The sequence below is a fragment of the Bifidobacterium vespertilionis genome, from assembly GCF_008698145.1.
GTDB classification, from domain to species: Bacteria; Actinomycetota; Actinomycetes; order Actinomycetales; family Bifidobacteriaceae; genus Bifidobacterium; species Bifidobacterium vespertilionis.
The window spans coordinates 36,376-53,918 of record NZ_RZNZ01000018.1 but is presented as its reverse complement, the minus strand read 5'-3'; the positions used below and the strand labels follow the sequence as shown (position 1 = coordinate 53,918).

Genomic DNA, 17,543 nt, shown 5'->3' with positions numbered 1-17,543 from the left:
GGACTTTCCTATTCCAAAATCGGGATATCACACGAGGAATTGTAATGAGCGTCAATAATTCCGCGGCGGCATCGAAGCCCCGCAAAGCAAAGAAGGAAGTGGCATCCGGCGTGCCGACCACTTTCACCGGCAAAGTTGCCTTCCATTTCTCCCGCTACTGGCAGCACTGGCTGATGGTATTGCCAGCCATGTGCTTCGTGGCTCTGTTCGCCTACGTGCCGATGTACGGCATCCAGCTCGCATTCCGCGAATTCAACCCAAAGCTGGGTTTGACCGGCGGCAAGTTCGTGGGCTTCAAATACTTCCAGCAGTTCTTCAATGATCCGCAGTTCGCGCAGATCCTCGTCAACACCTTCCGCATCTCCCTGTGGACGCTGGTCATGGGATTCTTCGCCCCGATCATTCTGGCCCTGCTCATCAACCAGATCGGCTCGCGCAAGATCAAGGGCTTCGTGCAGACCATCACCTACATGCCGCACTTCATCTCCACGGTGGTGCTGGTGTCCATGCTGAACATCTTCCTGACGCCGGACACCGGTCTGATCGGCCGCTTCCTGGGCGATCAGAGTCTGCTCGGCGTGGCGAGCGCCTTCACACCGCTGTACTGGATCTCGGAAATCTGGCAGCACTGCGGATGGAACTCCATCATCTATCTGGCGGCCCTGTCCTCCGTGGACACCTCCCTGTATGAGGCCGCGAAGATGGATGGTGCCGGACGTCTCCAGCTCATCCGCCACATCGACATCCCCACCATTCTTCCGACCTGCGTCATCCTGCTCGTGCTCAACATGGGCCACGTGCTCGGCGTCGGTTTCGAGAAGGTCTACCTGATGCAGAACACGCTGAACTCCACGGCTTCCGAGGTCATTTCGACCTACACCTACAAGATGGGTCTGATCAGCTTCCAGTTCAGCTACTCCACGGCCATCGGCTTGTTCAACACCGTCATCAACTTCTTCTTCCTGGTGCTTGCGAACTTCCTGTCCAAGAAGGTTTCCGACACCAGCATCTTCTAAGGGGAGACGATCAATATGTCCACTGCAACGAATTCCGCCCAGTACGTGGGTGCGCCCAAGCTCTCTTCCGATGAAATCCCCTTCAATCCGAAGGTTCGTCAGCAAAAGTCGATCAGCGACTGGATCGTCGACATCGTGATCTGGGTGATCCTGGCCGCCGTGGTCTTCGCGGTGATCTACCCGTTGTGGTTCGTGATCATCGCGTCCTTCTCCAACCAGGCCGCGGTTTCCGCCGGTGAGGTGACGGTCATTCCCAAGGGCGTGAGCCTGTATGGATACCAGACCATGTTCAGTGACGCTCGCATCTGGAATGGCTACAAGAACACGATCATCTACACCGTGCTCGGCACCGCGCTCAACATGGTCGTGACCATGCCGGCCGCCTTCGCGCTGTCCCGCGCCGAGTTCAAGCCGCGCCGCATAATCATGTTCCTGTTCACGTTCACGATGTTCTTCTCCGGCGGCATGATCCCGAGCTACCTGCTCATGAAGCAGCTTGGTCTGCTCAACTCCATGTGGGTGTTCATTGTGCCGGGTGCCGTGTCCGTGTGGAACCTCATCATCGCCCGCTCGTTCTTCGAGACCTCCATCCCGGAGGACCTGCATGATGCGGCCCAGATCGACGGCCTGAGCTTCTTCGGATACTTCCTGAGGATCGTTCTGCCGCTGTCCAGCGCCATCATCGCCGTGATCGGCCTGTATTACTTCGTGGGTCACTGGAACGACTACTTCAACGGCCTTCTGTACATCACCAAGCAGAACAAGTTGCCGCTGCAGAACGTTCTTCAGCAGATCCTGCTGGCCAATCAGACGAACCAGATGGGCACCGATACCGCTATGACAGGTTTGGCTGCCCAACAGTTCGCCGATCAGATCAAGTACGGCGTGATCATTGTGGCCACGCTTCCGCTGCTGGTCATCTACCCCTTCCTGCAGAAGTACTTCGATAAGGGCGTGATGATCGGAGCCGTGAAGGGCTGACGCTAAGGCGGCGAAGGTTGGATTGAGCCTCGCCCATAGGGCGAGTCCCTACTTGCAGGGGCCGAAGGCGAGCCGTTAAGCGAGGAACCCTGTGGGCCCCCGCAGACAAAACTCGAAAGGGTCCGACCGCCTTGAGCGCACCCTCTGAGCCCACTCTGCCCAGTCTTCATAACTCCACCCCTTTCCAACCGTGCCGTGCATGCCTCCCCATCGACGCTCGTCCTCGTGGGCATGCACGGCATTTCTTTATGGTCGGCATCTCTATTCGGCAGACGCGCATGATCTGCCAGCAAGTTCGCCGACTTGCAGGTTTGCTGGCAGATGTTGCATCTCAGAGGGATTGCGATGCTGCTACGGAACAAGATCTGCCAGAAAGACGGGAAGTCGATCGACTTGCTGGCAGATCATGCGTATGTGGTCTGTCGAAGCGCAGGGCTGTCGGGTGAGGGACATCGTCCGGTTGGGGCTGACCTGATCTGCCCAGTCTGCGCTGCAAACTGGGCAAATCGGAACTGAACAGTTACGAACTCGATAGTTACGAACTGGGCAGATCGGCACGCATGATTGCAAACTGGGCAGATTGGGGTACTCAATTCTTAAACTGGGCAGGCTGGGTCATCTGGACGCCCAAATCGGCTTCCAGATGACCGGATTCGCCCAGTTTGCAAACATTGAGGCCCAGTCTGCCCAGTCTGCTCGGTTTCTATTACAAACTGGGCAGATCCAGCCGTCACACTGCGGGGCGTACGTTGTGACTCTGCGTTGCGATGCGTGAGGTCATCCCACCACAATGACCAATGCGAGTTGACAAAGGATCCTTCGACTTCGCGCTTTGCGCTCCGCTCAGGATGACAGCAGGGGACTTCTCGTCATCCTGAGCGAAGCCCGATAGGGCGTAGTCGAAGGATCCTTCGGCTCCGCGCTCCGCTCAGGATGACCGGAACCGCCCTCATCGAAACATTCGGCGTGTTGGTTGAAACTATCGAACCATCAGGTTAGACTGTAAATCAAATCAATTAACTTGTATTGTCCGTCAACACAATGAGGTGATGAGCATCATGACCAAGGCAACCCGCATGACGCATGTGGAGGCGCTGGAGCAGGCGAGGGGGATCGTCGCAAAGATGACGCTGGACGAGAAGATCGGCCAGCTCAACTATGCGGCCCCCGCCATCGAACGACTCGGCATTCCGGAGTATAACTACTGGAACGAGGCGCTGCACGGCGTGGCACGCGCCGGCGTGGCCACCGTGTTCCCGCAGTCGATCGGCCTGGCCGCCATGTTCGATCCGGACGAGCTGGAGCGCGTGGCCCAGGTGATCGCCACCGAGGGGCGTGCCAAGTACAACGAGTATGCCGCGCATAATGACCGCGACATCTACAAGGGCCTCACGTACTGGTCGCCGAACGTCAACATCTTCCGCGACCCGCGCTGGGGACGCGGCCAGGAGACTTATGGCGAGGATCCGTATCTCACCTCCCGCCTTGGCGTCGCATTCATCCGCGGCCTGCAGGGGGACGGCAGGTATCTGAAGCTCGCCGCCACCGCCAAGCACTTCGCGGTCCATTCCGGTCCCGAGGCCAAGCGGCACGAGTTCGATGCGGTCGCATCGAAGAAGGACATGGCGGAAACCTATCTGCCCGCCTTCAAGGCCGCCGTGGAGGAGGCCGACGTGGAGACGATCATGACCGCCTACAACTCCACCAACGGCCAGCCCTGCTCCGTGAACGACGATCTGCTGGGGCATCATCTGTACGGCGAATGGGATTTCAAGGGCCACGTGGTCTCCGACTTCATGGCGCTTGAGGACGTGCACGAGAACCACCACTACACCAAGGATGCCGCTGAAACCATGGCCGCCGCCATCAAGGCGGGACTGCACCTGTGCGCCGGGCGATGCTCCGGGGCCACCAAGGAGGCGATCGAACGCGGGCTGGTGTCCGAGCGGGAGGTCACCGAGGCGGTGGAGAAGCTGTATGCCACGCGCGTAAGGCTCGGCATGTTCGCCGGCGACTGCGAGTATGACGCGATCGGCTACGAATCTAACGATTCCGCCGAACACCGTGCCTACAACCGCGCGATCGCGCCCAAGACCTTCGTGTTGCTCAAGAACGACGGCATCCTGCCGCTGGACCGCACCAAACTCAACGCCATTTCCGTGACCGGCCCCAACGCCGATTCGATGCAGGCGATCCTGGGCAACTACTTCGGCCGGCCCAGCCACAAGTCCACCATCCTCGAAGGCATCGAACGGGCCTGCGGCGACGACGTGCGCGTCTACTCCGGACTGGGCTGCTCGCTGTTCGGCACCCATGCCGAATCCGGACTGTCGCGTGAGAACGAGCGCGAATCCGAAGCGGTGATCAACGCCGAGCACTCCGATGTGATCATCGCCGCGCTGGGCCTTGACTCCACGATCGAGGGCGAGCAGGGTGACGCGGGCAACTCCATGGGCGCCGGAGACAAGGCGAATCTGAGCCTGCCGGGCCGTCAGCGCCATCTGCTGGAGCGTCTGCTGGAGGTGGGCAAGCCGGTGATCGTCCTGCTTGCGGCCGGCAGTGCACTCACGCTGGATGGTTTGGAGGACCATCCGAATCTGGCGGCCCTGCTGCAGGTGTGGTACCCGGGCGGTCAAGGCGGCGACGCGGTGGCCGACGTGCTGTTCGGCAAGGCCGCGCCCTCCGGCAAACTGCCCGTCACGTTCTACCGCGACTGCGAGGGCATGCCCGACTTCGAGGACTATTCGATGGCCGGCCGCACCTACAAGTTCATGGAGGGTGAAGCGCTGTACCCGTTCGGCTACGGCCTGACCTACTCCACCACCGCGCTCGCGGATCTGAGCGTGAGCCCGGATGCGGACCGCCGTACGGCGACCGTGACGATCGACGTGGCCAACACCGGCGGGCGCGCCGAGGAACAGGTGGTGCAGGCGTATGTGCGCAATTGCGAGTCGCCGCTCGCTCCGCGCAACTGGCAGCTCGCCGGATTCCGGCGCGTGGCACTGGAAGCGGGGGAGCGCGGGACCGTGACGATCGGCCTTGATCCCGATGCATTCACCGTGGTGGACGGGAACGGCGACCGTGTGATCGACGGCAATCGCTTCGAGCTGTTTGTGGGCGTGAGCCAGCCCGACCGCCGATCCGTGGAATTGTGCGGCGTGGAGCCGCTGAAGGCCACGGTGGAGTTCTAAGCCGTATGAGCTGGAAGGAATGATGACGATGACCTTGCAATTGAACCCGCTGTTTGGCGATGGGGCGGTGCTGCAGCGCAACAAGCCGGTGCGCGTGTGGGGCCGGGCCGACGCCGGTGCCAGGGTGACCGTGTCCATCGACGATATGGAATCCATGGCCGTCGCGGATGCCAGCGGCGATTGGCAGGCCGTCCTGCCCGCGCATCCCGCAGGAGGTCCCTACACGCTCGTCGTCCGACTGGGATCCGGCGAGGCGATGGAGACCGCGGAATCGCATGACGTGCTCTACGGCGATGTGTGGGTGCTCGGCGGGCAGTCGAACATGCAGCTGTGGATGGGACGTCTTGAGGAGCGCTATCCCAACGAGCTGGTCGACGGCGCGGATCCCGATGTCCGCTGCTTCATCGTGCCCGAGGCCGAGAACTTCCACGGGCCGTCCAATGCCTTGCCTGAAGGCGGCTCATGGCTCAAGGAGGGCGCGGATGACTGCTCCATGGTCTCCGGCGCCGGGCACTTCTTCGCCAAGTTCCTGCGCAGGCGCGTGGATGTGCCGATCGGCCTGCTGCAGACCGCGATCGGCGGCACCACCATCGAGACGTGGATCAGCGAGCCGTGGATGGACCACCTTGGACTCAAGCCCGCGGACCACGGCAAGTGGCGCAACGATGCCTACATCAAGGCCATCGCGGACGAATACAGCGCCGCGTTCAGCCGTTATGTAGCCGATGTGGACGCCTTGGACCGCGGACTTGCCGAGCGTTGGCAGGACCCGGCGTTCGACGATGCGGATTGGGACGCGATCGAGCTCAGGGATGCCTATGCGCCGCATGCCGCGTTCAGCGGCCCGGCCGTGGTGTGGTTTCGGAAGACCATCGACGTGCCGGCGAATCTGGTGGGCAGGCGTGCGATCATGCGTTTCGGCACCCTCACCGACGCCGACGACTGCTACGTGAACGGCGAGATGATCGGCCAGACCGGCTACCAGTACCCGCCGCGTGAGTACGTCATCCCCGCGCTCGCCGAACGAATGACCATCGCCTTCCGTCTGCGCATCGACACGGCGATCGGTGGCGGATTCCGCGTGGGTAAGCGGCATGTGATCGTCTGCGGCGACGAAGTGATCGACGTGGACGCGCTTGGCCCGTGGCGGTATGCCGTGGCCGCGCGCACCCCGCAGGCCCCCGAGCAGACGTTCCTGTCGCGGTTCACCGCCTCCTGCTACAACGCGATGATCGCGCCGATCGCCCGCTACGGCGTGACCGGAACGCTGTGGTATCAGGGCGAATCGAACGCCACGCGCACGCCCGTGCGGTATGCGGACAAGATGATCGCCCTCGTGCAGTGCTGGCGTGAGACCTTCGACGAGCCGGACATGCCGTTCATCTGGGCGCAGCTGCCGGGCATCGGCTTCGGGGCTCGCGGATGGGCCAGGTTGCGCGACGAGCAGCGCAAGGCCCTGAGCCTGAAGAACACCGCCATGACCGTGCTGCTGGACGCGGGCGAGGACAACGATCTGCATCCTTCGGACAAGGCCACGGTGGGCGAACGGTTCGCCGTCGCGGCCGAATCGCTGGTCTATGGAGCCGATCATGAGGCCATGGGCCCGGTCATCGCAACCGCCGAAGCTTCGGAAGGCTCGATCGTGCTGCGGTTCTCGCATTGCGCTGCGGGACTTGAAACCGACGGCACGCCGCTGGAATTCGATGTGATCGACGCCGGCTACGGTTTCGCGGCGGTTCATGCGGACAGGCTGCCCGGGCGCATTTCCTCGCCGGACACCGTGACGATCAGCCTGCCCTGCGACCGCGTGCTTGGGGCGGAATCCCTCATCCGGTATGCGTGGGGCGATTCGCCGCATCCCACGCTGCGCAACGCCGAAGGGCTGCTCGCCTCGCCGTTCGAGATCGAAATCAGCTGAGGGGGAAGGAGAGCGGTCTTTTTTCGTCATCCTGAGCACCGAGCCGTGAAGCGGACAGCCCGGTGGGCTGTCCGTAGGCAGGCTGAGCCGTTAAGCAAACGCCAGTGGCGTTTGTAGGCGAAGGCGAACGACAGTGAGCAAATAATGCTGCGGCCGCAGGCCGTCCGTGATTGCGGTCGAGCCGCCGCCAAGGCGGCGACGGTCCGGCGCAGCCGGACACCGCTAGGGCGGAGTCGAAAGATCCTTAACTATCTGCACAAATCAAGGATCCTTCGACTCCGCTACGCTTCGCTCAGGATGACGGAGGAAGGAACCTTGCCTTTGCTCAGGATGACGTTGGGAGAAATCTGTCAACAAACGTCCACAACTATCAGCGTCCGGGCCGTTCCCGCTACGCTTAAATACAACAACCAGACAAAGGAGCCAAATCCATGACCCGCAACGTCACCACGATCATGACCGGTTGGGAATTCTCCACCGGAGAAACCGCCAAACCGGCCGGCGAGGGGCAGCCGATCGATCTGCCGCACGACTGGGCGATCAACCGTCCGATCGTCAATCCCATGGACTGGGGCGTCGATCAGGCGTTCCGCGATTGGTGGGGGATCGGCTGGTACCGCAAGTCCCTGCATCTGGACGCCGTGGAGCCGGGCCGACGGTACTACCTCGACTTCGGCGGCGTGTACGAGAACAGCACCGTGTGGGTCAATGGCGTTGAGATCGGCGGACAGGCCTACGGCTATACGCCGTTCCGACTGGATGCCACCGAGGCGTTGCACGATGGCGACAACGATGTGCTGATCCGCGTGGAGAATCTGGACGCGCCCACCGACCGTTGGTATTCCGGTGCCGGCATCTACCGCACGGTCCGTCTGATCGATGTGCCCGAGGCGCATCTGGACGAGCGCGAGGTGATCGTGCGCCAGAATGTGGACCTCGGAACCGGTTCCGTGGCGGTCGACGTGGAGACCGGCGTCGGCGAGGGCGCTGTGGTGTCCGCTGTGCTGCGTGACGCCGACGGCAATGAGGTCGCAACTGGAGAAGGTGCCGCGCGCATCGCCCTAAACGTTGCCGACGCGCACCTATGGAGCGCTGAGGACCCGTACCTGTACACGCTCACCCTCGCGCTGGGCGATGACTCGATCGACATCCGCATCGGTCTGCGGTCCGTGACCTTCGACCCGGACCACGGCATGTTCGTCAACGGCGTCAAGACGATTCTTCGCGGCGTCTGCCTGCATCAGGACGGCGGCTGCGTCGGCTCGGCCACCAATCGTGAACTGCTGCGGGACCGTCTGGTCCAGCTCAAGGAGATGGGATGCAATGGCCTGCGTCTGGCGCACCACGTCCATCCCGAGGAGATGCTCGATCTGGCTGACGAGATGGGCTTCTACGTCTACTCCGAGCCGTTCGACAAGTGGCAGTCGGGCCACTACAAGCGCTACTTCGAAGCCGGGTGGAGGGGCGATCTGGCCGCGATGATCAAGCGCGACCGCAACCGTCCGAGCGTGGTGATGTGGGGCGTGGGCAACGAGGTGGAGAACCAGGCCAAGCGCTCGATGCTCGCGATCCTGCGCGATCTGGTGGACGAGGCCCACAGGCTGGATGACACCGGACGTCCAGTGGGATGCGCGATGAGCCCGCATTTCCAGACCGAGGCCGCGGACACCTCCCAGTCCGAGGGCATCATCCAGGCCACCGACGAGACGCCGGCCGATCAGGAGATCGAGGATCCCGCCGAGCGTGTGGAGCGCATCAAGCTCATCGCGGACATCACCGACGTGACCGTGCTCAATTACTCCGAGCAGTGGTACGACCGCGTCCACGAGGCCGTACCGGACAAGCCGATCTTCGGCTCCGAGGTCTACCAGTGGTTCGTTGGGCACGACAACCAGATGCAGGACTACATTTCCGCCAACCCGAATCTCGTGCCCGAGGAGAAGGAGTACGTGGTGGGCGGCACGATCTGGGCCGGCTTCGACTATCTGGGCGAGTCCATGGGATGGCCGTCCAAGGGCTGGTCCGGCGCGCTTGTGCGCACCAACGGCGTACCCAAGGCCGGCTACTGGCTCATGAAGTCCTACTGGCAGCCCGACGGCGAGCCGTTCGCGCATTTCATGGTGGCCGATTATTCCCAGGCCGACGAGAACGTCAAGGAGCACTGGGACATCCCGCCGTTCGTGGGGCACTGGCACTTCCCGCAGTACCACAAGAACGTGGTGCCGTACATGATCGCCACGAACTGCGACGAGGTGCGCATCTGGGTCAACTGGCGCGAGATCTTCGTCGCCCCCGTGGCCGAGTTCCCGAACCGCGTGGTCACCGGGTATCTGCCGTACCAGCCGGGCACGCTCACCGTGGTGGGTTACCGCGACGGTGTGGAGGTGTGCCGCGAGGAGACCGTCACGCCCGTTTCACCGGCCGTGGAGCTGCGGTTCGCCGATGTGACCGAACCGGGCCGCCCGGCATTGCCCGAAACCGTGGAGTTGCCGGCGTTCGCGGGTGAGGGCCGCGGCGGCTATGAGCGCCTGTTCTCGGTGCAGGCGCTGGATGCCGAAGGCAACCCGGTGTTCCGCGAGTTCGCGCCCGTGCATTTCCGCGTGGAAGGCCCGGCGTCGATCGTCGCCGTGGACAACGGCAACCTCATGGGCAACGAACCGTATGGCAATGACACGATCCACATGCATCAGGGCGTGGCCTCCGTGCTCGTGCGCGTTGAGGGGGCGGGCCGTGTGGTCCTCGCCGCCGATGCGCCCGGCATGCGCTCCGCGACGCAGGTGATCGTGGCCAAGTAGCGATTGCCCGCGGCTCGGCTGTGGCCTGACCGCTACAGTATTCATGAATCCGCCCGGAAGTTCGGCGCTTGGCCGGCTTCCGGGCGGACCTGTATCCGGGGAGGGCGGATTTACAGGGCGGCGGTGCTGTCGCGGACCACCAGCTTGGTGGGCAGGACGGTTTCGCTGGGTACGGTGTTGCCCTCGCTCATGTCCACCAGCAGATCCACGGCGGTCTGGGCCATGGTCTTGATGGGCTGGAGGATGGTGGTGAGCCCCGGGCCGAGGTACTGGGAGGTTCGGATGTCGTCAAAGCCGATGACCGAGATGTCGTCCGGGATCGCCAGGCCCAGCTGGCGGGCCGTCTCATACAGGCCCATGGCCTGCAGATCGTCGCCCAGGAAGATGGCGGTGGGGCGGTCCGGGCGGTCGAGTAGCTTCATGGACTGCTCCTGGCCGGATTCGACGGTGTAGTCGCCGGGCAGGATGAGGTCCGGGTCGAGCTCCACGCCGGCCGCGGCGAGGGTGGAGGTGAAGCCGTCGATGCGGGCCCTGGAGCAGGTCATGTTCTCCGGCCCCGCGATCACGCCGATGCGCGTGTGTCCGAGTGAGAGCAGGTGTTTGGCGGCGAGCATGCCGCCCGTCCAATTGTCCGCGCGGATGGAAACGCAGTTCGGATCCGCGTCGCCGCGCGAGTCCACGGTGACGTAGGGGATCTTGCGGGAATCGAGCAGCTGCTTGTCCTCGGCGTTGCCGTCCAGCAGCACGAACACCACGCCGACCGGACGCCGTTCCAGTGTGCCCTGGATCCAGTCGTGCGGCTGGTCGGGATCCATGCCGGTCAGCGTGAGCGTGACGCTCAGGCCATGTCTGGTGGCGCTTTCGCTCACGCCGTCGAGGACCTCCAGCGTCCACACCGTGTCGATGCGTTCCAGAATCACCTCGATGCAGTTGCTGGCCGCGGTTTTGATGAGGGGCTTCTGGTAGTCGTACTTCTTGAGCAGGGCCTCGACCTTGGCTCGGGTGCGCTGCGCGACGTCGGAGCGTCCGTTGACGACTTTGGACACGGTGGCTATGGAAACCCCCGCCTCTTTGGCGATGTCCGCCATTTTGAGCTCGCGCTGTACCGGCATGGCAAATCCCTTCTCATCGGAACCGTCTTTGGAACATATTGCCTCATAGTATATCGAAAGTTTCAGAATCGGCAAACGGCGGTCGCAGGGTGTGAAATGGTGGATGGAAGGCGGTTTCAGGGAGTCAGATCGGTTGCGACTCGCACGGACATATGGTTTTGACAGCCCATGGATGACTATGTAAAATTACGAAATTAAGTTCGAAAGTACCGATTCGACATGCGAGGTCGCAGGTCGAAATGAACAGTGAGGGGTGTGCTATGGCTGATGCGATGTGGCTGACCGAAGAGGCCGTCGACGCCGCGGCCCGCGGACGGGTCTTCTGCGTGGACAACGCCGGGGCCGAGGATGCGTCGTCGCTGCGGCTGCGTTCGGAGATCGTCGAATTCATGAAGCGGCCGCTTGTCTCCGATCCATCCGAGGCCGACGTGGTGCTGCGGATCGGATATGCGGATGCCGGCCTTGACGGCGGCGAGGCCTTCCGGATCCGGCGTGCGGGGACGAGCGCGGAGTCGATCGTCATCGAGGGCAACACCGCGGTCGCCGCCCTGTATGGCCTGTATGCATGGATTCGTCGCACCGCGACCGGCGAAGGCGTTCCGGAGGGGCCCGAGGGCTATGCGTCCGTCCCGCAGCAGGCGATGCGCATGATCGACCACTGGGATCAGGTGGACGGATCGGTGGAGCGCGGGTATGCTGGAGAGTCGATCTTCTTCGGCGATCTCGACTCAAACGACCACACCGATTTCCGCGACTTTCCTGAGCGTCCGGGCCGCGATCCGTTCCGTGGCGACATGGCCCGTATCGAGTCCTATGCCCGCTTGCTCGCCTCCGTGGGCATCAACGCGATCGCGCTCAACAACGTCAACGTGCGCGGCCGCGCGGCCGAACTCATGGTCCAGCCGTTGCTCGGCCGCGTGGCGCGGATCGCCCGCGTGTTCTCCGGATTCGGCATCAAGCTGTTCCTCGCCATCAACTTCGCCGCCCCGAAGAAGCTCGGCGGACTTGACACCGCCGACCCGCTCGACCCGGCCGTGCGCGCATGGTGGTCCGGGGTGATCGACGGCATCTACAATGCGATTCCCGACTTCGGAGGCTTTCTGGTCAAAGCCGACGCCGAGGGCGAACCCGGACCCATGCAGTACGGCCGCGACCATAAGGACGGCGCCAACATGCTGGCCGAGCCGATGGCCCGTCATGGCGGCGCGGTGATCTGGCGCGCCTTCGTCTACAACTGCAGGCAGGACTGGCGTGATCGCACCACGGACCGTGCCAAAGCCGCTTTCGAAAATTTCGCGCCGCTGGATGGCCAGTTTGCGGACAACGTGATCCTGCAGGTCAAATTCGGCCCCATGGATTTCCAAGTGCGTGAACCCCTCACCCCGCTCATCGGCACGCTCGAGCACACCAACCTCATGGTGGAGTTCCAGATCACCGCCGAATACTTGGGCCATCAGATCGACGTCAACTACGTGCTGCCGCAGTGGCTGCGCGTGGCCAACTTCGACACGGCCGCCCCGGCGGAACTCCTCGGCCAGGCCGGCGATGCCCGCGTCAAGGCGATCGTGCCGCGGCTCAGCCCCAACCCGAGCTGCTCCGGCTATGCGGGCGTGGCCAACGTGGGCATGGACGACAACTGGACAGGCAACAAGCTCGCCCAGGCCAACCTTTACGGCTTCGGGCGCATGTGCTGGGACGGGGAAGCCACCGCCGAGTCGATCCTCGACGAGTGGCTCGCGCTCACCTTCCCGCAGGCCGGTGCCGCGGCGCTGGAGGCGATTCGCGGGATCATGCTCACCTCCAACCAGACGTATGAGAACTACTGCGCGCCGTTGGGCGTGGGCTTCATGGTGGTGCCCGGACTGCACTACGGCGTCTCCGTCAACGGCTACGAATACGACCGCTGGGGCACCTACCACTTCGCCGACCGCGACGGCATGGGCGTGGACCGCACGGTGGCCACCGGCTCCGGATACACCGCGCAGTACCGTCCCGAAAACGCCGCCATGTACGAGGGGCTTGACACCACGCCGGACGAGCTGCTGCTCTTCTTCCATCATGTGCCTTATGGCCATGTGCTGCACAGCGGCAAGACCGTCATCCAGCACATCTACGACACGCATTTCGCCGGCGTGGAGGCCGTGGACGGCTACATCAGGGCATGGGACGGCGTGCGCGGGTCGATCGGCGAGGACGACTGGGCGAACGTGGCCGAACGGCTGCAACGCCAGCGGGAGAACGCCGTCGCCTGGCGCGACCAGATCAACACCTATTTCCACCGCATGAGCGGCGTGGACGACGAGCACGGGCGCACGATCTACGCCTGATCGACGATACAGACACCAGAGGAGACAAGCAACGATGCAGATCCACAACCCCGTCCTACCCGGCTTCCATCCCGATCCCTCGATGATCCGCGTGGGGGACACCTATTACATCGCCAGCTCCACGTTCGAGTGGTGGCCCGGCGTGCGCATCCACGAGTCGAAGGACCTTGCGCACTGGGACTTCACCGGCTATGCGATCACCGACCCCTCCCAGGCGGATCTCAGGGGCAACCCGTCCTCCGGCGGCATCTGGGCGCCCGACCTGTCCTATGCGGACGGCAGGTTCTGGCTGGTCTACTCGGACATGAAGATGGTCACCGGCATCTTCAAGGACGGCACCAACTATCTGACCTGGGCGGACAGCATCCACGGCCCGTGGGCAGAGCCGGTCAAACTCAACTACGTGGGATTCGACGCCTCGCTGTTCCATGATGACGACGGGCGCAAGTACCTGGTCCAGCAGACCTGGGACCACCGCGAATACCACCACCGCTTCGACGGCATCACCCTCACGGAGCTCGACACGGAGACCATGCGGCTCAAGCCCGAGACCGCGCGCACGATCTGGGCCGGCACCGACGTCAAACTCACCGAGGGGCCGCACATCTACAAGATCAACGGCTGGTACTACCTGTTCTGCGCGGAGGGCGGCACCACGTTCCTCCATCAGGAGACCGTGGCCCGTTCCCGCACGCTCGATGCGCTGAGCTTCGAGACCATGCCCGGCGACGAGCCGTTCCTGGGCAACTACGACACCCCGCGATCGCCGCTGCAGAAGCAGGGGCATGGCTCGCTGGTCCAGACGCCTGCGGGGGAGTGGTACTACGCCTCGCTGTGCGGACGGCCCTGGCATCATGAGACCGAATCCGTGGTGGGCCCGCGCGGCTGGTGCACATTGGGCCGCGAGACCTCCATCCAGAAGGTGGAATGGGACGCCGACGGCTGGCCGCATATCGTCGGCGGGCATGGCGGCCTGCCGGAGGTGGAGGCGCCGATCGACGCGCCTGCGGTCTCTGCGGATGGCGGCGAGCCAACGGATCACAGCCAGCACGACGAATTCGAAGCGGACACGCTCGGTCCCGACTGGAACACCCTGCGCGTGCCATTCGGTCCGGCCATGGGGTCCGTGGGAGGCGGATCGCTGCGCCTGATCGGCCAGGGCTCGCTGCACAACCTGTTCGACCTGTCCCTGGTGGCCCGCCGCTGGCAGGCGTTCGACTTCGACGCCGAAACCCGCGTGCGCTTCGATCCCAAGACCTATCAGGCCATGGCGGGACTGACGAACTACTACAGCGACGCCAATTGGAGCTGGGCGTTTGTCACTTGGGATGAGCAGCGCCGGAGCCGCGTGATCGAGGTGGCCCAGTCCGACCGCAACGCCTACACGTCATTCCTGCGCGACGATGCGATCGCGGTCCCCGATGGCGCCGACGTCTGGCTGCGCACCCGCGTGCGGACGTTCACGTACACCTACGAGTACTCGTTCGACGGCGTCTCCTGGACCCCGATCCCCGTCACGCTGGATGCGAAGATCCTCTCCGACGACTACGTGTTCGAAAAGCTCGACGGGTACTTCACCGGTGCCTTCGTGGGACTGGCGTGCACGGATTATTCCGGGTACGGGGCCGTGGCGGAGTTCGATTACTTCGACTACAGGGAGCTGACGAAGTGAGCCTGTGGACGGTGTTTGGGTCCGAATTCATCGGGACCTGTCTGATGATCGCCGTGGCGGTCATGGTATGCGGCAGCCGCGCGCTGCCCAGAACCGGCGCGTTCGGCGGCGATTGGATCAATGCGGCGCTCGGATGGGGCCTGGCGGTGTATGTGGGCGTGTATGTGGGCTGGCGATCGGGCGCCCATCTCAATCCGATCATCACGCTGGCCCGCGTGCTGCGCCACCAATTCGATCCGAGTGTGACCATGAACGGCGTCGCGCTCGCCGACGGCGGTGTGCCCGTGGGCGCGGCCGCCGTGGTGGTGTACATCGCGGCGCAGTTCGCCGGCGCATTCGCCGGGGCATGCCTTGGCTGGGCGGCCATTCGCAAGCATTTCGACGAGCCGGCGCCTGCGGATGCAAAGCTGACGATCTTCTGCACCAAGCCGCCGATCAAGTCGCCGTTGTGGAACATGATCACCGAGATCATCGCCACGTTCATCCAGGTGTGCTGGGTCTTCGTCAACGGCGGCACGCCCACGGCGGTGGGGCCTCTGGGCATCGCGCTGGTGATCACCGTGCTCGTCATGGGACTGGGCGGTGTGTCCGGCGCGGCCATGAACCCCGCCCGCGACTTCTCACCGCGCCTCGCGTATTTCCTGCTGCCCATCAGGGGCAAGGGGGACTCCGACTGGGGGTATGCCTGGGTGCCGTTCGCCGGGCCGCTGATCGGCGGCGCGCTGGGCGTGCTCGTCCCCACCGCGCTCGGCCTGATCGCCTGAATGCGCCCATTCCACTGTTGAACAACACAACGCGTCCATAACCCAACACAGCCAAAACAAGGAGCAGGCAACGATGCAAATCCACAACCCCGTCCTCACGGGCTTCCACCCGGACCCGTCCATCATCCGTGTGGACGACACCTATTACATCGCCAATTCCACCTTCGAGTGGTGGCCCGGCGTGCGCATCCACGAGTCGAAGGACCTCGCGCACTGGAACTATGCGGGCTGCGCGCTCACCCGCACCTCGCAGCTCGACATGCGCGGCAACCCGTCCTCCGGCGGCATCTGGGCGCCCGACCTGTCCTACGCGGACGGCAGGTTCTGGCTCGTCTACACGGATGTGAAGGTGGTGGGCGGCGCATTCAAGGACTGCACCAACTATCTGGTCTGGGCGGAGGATGTGCGCGGCCCGTGGTCCGACCCGATCCGCCTCAACGGCGTGGGCTTCGACTCCTCGCTGTTCCATGATGACGACGGGCGCAAGTACCTGGTCCAGCAGACCTGGGATTTCCGCGCAGGGCATCACCGCTTCGATGGCATCACCTTGACGGAATTCGACGCCGAGACCATGACGCTGAAGCCCGAAACGACGCGCACCATCTGGGCGGGCACCGACGTCAAAGTGGTCGAGGGTCCGCACATCTACAAGATCGGCGGCTGGTACTACCTGTTCTGCGCCGAGGGTGGCACGTCATACGAGCACCAGGAGTCCGTGGCCCGCTCGCGCACGCTTGACGCGCTGAGCTTTGAGGTCAGCCCCAGGAACCCGTTCCTCACCAACTTCGACACCCCACGCACCTACCTGCAGAAACAGGGCCACGGCGCGCTCGTCTCCACGCCCGGCGGCGAGTGGTATTACGCCTCGCTCACGGGCCGTCCGTGGAGGCGTGATGACGAGTCCTTCAACGGTTGCCGCGGCTGGTGCACGCTGGGCCGCGAAACCGCGATCCAGAAGGTGGAGTGGGATGCCGACGGATGGCCGTACGTGGTGGGCGGACATGGCGGACTCGCGGTGGTGGACGCCCCTGCGGACGCGATACCGACCGCCGCGCCCGAAACGCGCGACCACCATGACGACTTCACCGCAGCGGAACTCGGCCCCGACTGGAACACTCTGCGCGTGCCGTTCACGCCCGTCATGGGCTCGACAGGCGACGGCGCTCTGACCCTCTACGGTCAGGGCTCGCTGTGCAATCTGTTCGACCTGTCCCTGGTGGCCCGTCGCTGGCAGGCGTTCGGCTTCGATGCCGAAGTGCGCGTGGAATTCGACCCGTTCAACTACATGCAGATGGCGGGTCTGACGAACTACTACTGCGACGGTTCATGGAGCTGGGCGTATGTGACATGGGACGACAAGCGCGGCCGCCGTGTGGTGGGCGCAGCTCAGAACGATTTTGGAGCATACACGGATTTGGGCGATGCAGCCGTCGAGGTGCCGGAAGGCGCCACGGGCGTGTGGCTGCGCACGCGTGTGCGCACGTCGAGCTACGTGTACGAGGTCTCCTTCGACCATGAGACGTGGACCACTCTGCCGGGCGTATATGACGCCGCGAAGCTCTCCGACGACTATGTGCTGAGCCGCACCGGCGCGTTCTTCACCGGCGCATTCGTGGGATTGGCCTGCGTGGACCTCGCCGGGTATCGGACGCCGGCGAAATTCATGGATTTTGCCTATGAGGAAAGGTGATGGCATGCGGATCCGGTTCACGCAATGAATGTGCGTTTGTTGAGTGAACCAGACCGGTTGTGCATATTGGAACGGGG

At 63.6% G+C, this 17,543-nt stretch carries 10 protein-coding genes; 9 read left to right on the top strand and 1 reads right to left on the bottom strand.

Annotated elements, in window-relative coordinates; all coding sequences use genetic code 11:
- Window positions 1-44: 44 nt before the first annotated feature.
- The 5 genes from EMO90_RS10890 to EMO90_RS10870 all read left to right on the top strand — a co-directional run bounded on the left by EMO90_RS10890 (window position 45) and on the right by EMO90_RS10870 (window position 9,901).
- On the top strand, window positions 45-1,016 hold the full coding sequence (locus EMO90_RS10890; protein ID WP_150353741.1) for an ABC transporter permease: 972 nt from the start codon (window positions 45-47) through the stop codon (window positions 1,014-1,016).
- 15 nt (window positions 1,017-1,031) lie between these two features.
- Window positions 1,032-1,997, top strand: coding sequence for a carbohydrate ABC transporter permease (locus EMO90_RS10885; RefSeq protein ID WP_150353740.1), 966 nt, complete (start codon window positions 1,032-1,034; stop codon window positions 1,995-1,997).
- Between the two features lie 1,058 nt (window positions 1,998-3,055).
- Window positions 3,056-5,188 (top strand): glycoside hydrolase family 3 C-terminal domain-containing protein, encoded by a 2,133-nt coding sequence (locus tag EMO90_RS10880; protein ID WP_150353739.1) that lies wholly within the window; start codon window positions 3,056-3,058, stop codon window positions 5,186-5,188.
- A 28-nt stretch (window positions 5,189-5,216) separates the two neighbouring features.
- Window positions 5,217-7,106, top strand: coding sequence for a sialate O-acetylesterase (locus EMO90_RS10875; RefSeq protein WP_190971967.1), 1,890 nt, complete (start codon window positions 5,217-5,219; stop codon window positions 7,104-7,106).
- Window positions 7,107-7,537: 431 nt separating this feature from the next.
- Window positions 7,538-9,901, top strand: coding sequence for a sugar-binding domain-containing protein (locus tag EMO90_RS10870; RefSeq protein WP_150353737.1), 2,364 nt, complete (start codon window positions 7,538-7,540; stop codon window positions 9,899-9,901).
- Window positions 9,902-10,011: 110 nt separating this feature from the next.
- Here EMO90_RS10870 and EMO90_RS10865 read toward each other — a convergent pair whose 3' ends face one another.
- Window positions 10,012-11,013 (bottom strand): LacI family DNA-binding transcriptional regulator, encoded by a 1,002-nt coding sequence (locus tag EMO90_RS10865; protein ID WP_150353736.1) that lies wholly within the window; start codon window positions 11,011-11,013, stop codon window positions 10,012-10,014.
- Between the two features lie 260 nt (window positions 11,014-11,273).
- On the opposite strand from EMO90_RS10865, the gene EMO90_RS10860 reads away from it, so the two are divergent.
- From EMO90_RS10860 to EMO90_RS10845, 4 genes are all read left to right on the top strand, one after another.
- Window positions 11,274-13,340 carry an alpha-glucuronidase gene (locus tag EMO90_RS10860; RefSeq protein WP_150353735.1) on the top strand — a complete coding sequence of 689 codons (2,067 nt, stop codon included), beginning with the start codon at window positions 11,274-11,276 and terminating at the stop codon, window positions 13,338-13,340.
- A 34-nt stretch (window positions 13,341-13,374) separates the two neighbouring features.
- Entirely contained in the window at window positions 13,375-15,012 is a 1,638-nt protein-coding gene (locus EMO90_RS10855) for a glycoside hydrolase family 43 protein (RefSeq protein ID WP_150353734.1), read from the top strand.
- Window positions 15,009-15,776: an MIP/aquaporin family protein gene (locus EMO90_RS10850; RefSeq protein WP_150353733.1), complete on the top strand. Its 768-nt coding sequence runs from the start codon at window positions 15,009-15,011 to the stop codon at window positions 15,774-15,776. Before EMO90_RS10855 ends, EMO90_RS10850 begins: the two co-directional genes overlap by 4 nt.
- A 73-nt stretch (window positions 15,777-15,849) precedes the next feature.
- Window positions 15,850-17,466 carry a glycoside hydrolase family 43 protein gene (locus tag EMO90_RS10845; RefSeq protein WP_150353732.1) on the top strand — a complete coding sequence of 539 codons (1,617 nt, stop codon included), beginning with the start codon at window positions 15,850-15,852 and terminating at the stop codon, window positions 17,464-17,466.
- Window positions 17,467-17,543: the final 77 nt, after the last annotated feature.